The organism is Saccharopolyspora terrae (genome assembly GCF_004348435.1).
GTDB classification, from domain to species: Bacteria; Actinomycetota; Actinomycetes; order Mycobacteriales; family Pseudonocardiaceae; genus Saccharopolyspora; species Saccharopolyspora endophytica.
This window is the reverse complement of the sequence record NZ_SMKS01000155.1, coordinates 1-923: the sequence shown is the minus strand read 5'-3', so window position 1 is coordinate 923 and position 923 is coordinate 1. Positions and strand designations below refer to the sequence as shown.

The following is a 923-nucleotide window of genomic DNA, read 5'->3' as shown; positions in this document are numbered from 1 at the left end:
TGAGCCTTTTTCATCCTGCTGTGGCGGTGAGTTCGTAGTTCAGCAGGGCGTGTATGGCCTTGGCGATGCGTCCGGCCCGGTAGGGGCAGCAGCGTAGTTTGCGCAGGATGCGCCAGTTTTTGAGCTGCGCGTTGGCGCGCTCTCCTGGGGCACGGAGCTGGGCGTGGGCGCGGTTGGCGGCCTTCTGCGAGTCCGGTTTGCCCTTGCCTTTGTATGGGGTGATCACGTGGTTTCCGGCTTCGTCGAGGCCCTGGTAGCCCTTGTCTGCCAAGGCGATCAGACCCGCGCGGGCCAGAGCGGGAAGGATCTGCCAGATCCGGGCCGCGGCGGTGTCGTGAGTCGAGCCAGGTAAGTCCCCGGAGATCCAGAGGATGTCGCCGTCGGGTGTGGCGATGACCTGCAGGTTCACGCCGTGATGGCGATGTTTACCGGAATAGAAGGGCCGGTCGACCGCGATCCGGTCGGTGGCGATCAACGTGCCGTCGATGATCACATACGCCAGCCGACGCCGGCGGGCTTCGCGCAACGCCGTATGCAGCTTCGGCGCTCGTGGAGCGAGAATTTCCACGGTTTCGTGGACATACCGCCAGCAGGTCGTGGCCGAGACCCCGAACCCGGCGGCGACCTCGGCGAACGGTTCCCCTTTGCGCAGATACACCAGCACCAGCAACGCCTGTTCCGAGGCCGACAGCGCCCGCCATGGCGAACCCACAGCCCGGCGATGACCCCTGACCAGCCCAGACACGAAAACCAGGGTCGCTTGCGACAGCGGAAGTGCGGCACGATAGAACAGCATCTGAGGCCTTTGGTGGTATCGGTTGATCTTGGTCGACAACCCTTCTACCAGGGGCCTCACCATGCCCAGCGCCGCCCCGCTCCAAGTTCATCCCCACCGAATCCGGAAATCCTTACGCCCCAACACG

Annotated in this window: 1 protein-coding gene; it reads right to left on the bottom strand. The window is 64.5% G+C overall.

The window, feature by feature from the left end; genetic code table 11:
- Positions 1-10 precede the first annotated feature (10 nt).
- Positions 11-796 carry a transposase family protein gene (locus E1181_RS31150; protein WP_132679978.1) on the bottom strand — a complete coding sequence of 262 codons (786 nt, stop codon included), beginning with the start codon at positions 794-796 and terminating at the stop codon, positions 11-13.
- Positions 797-923 lie beyond the last annotated feature (127 nt).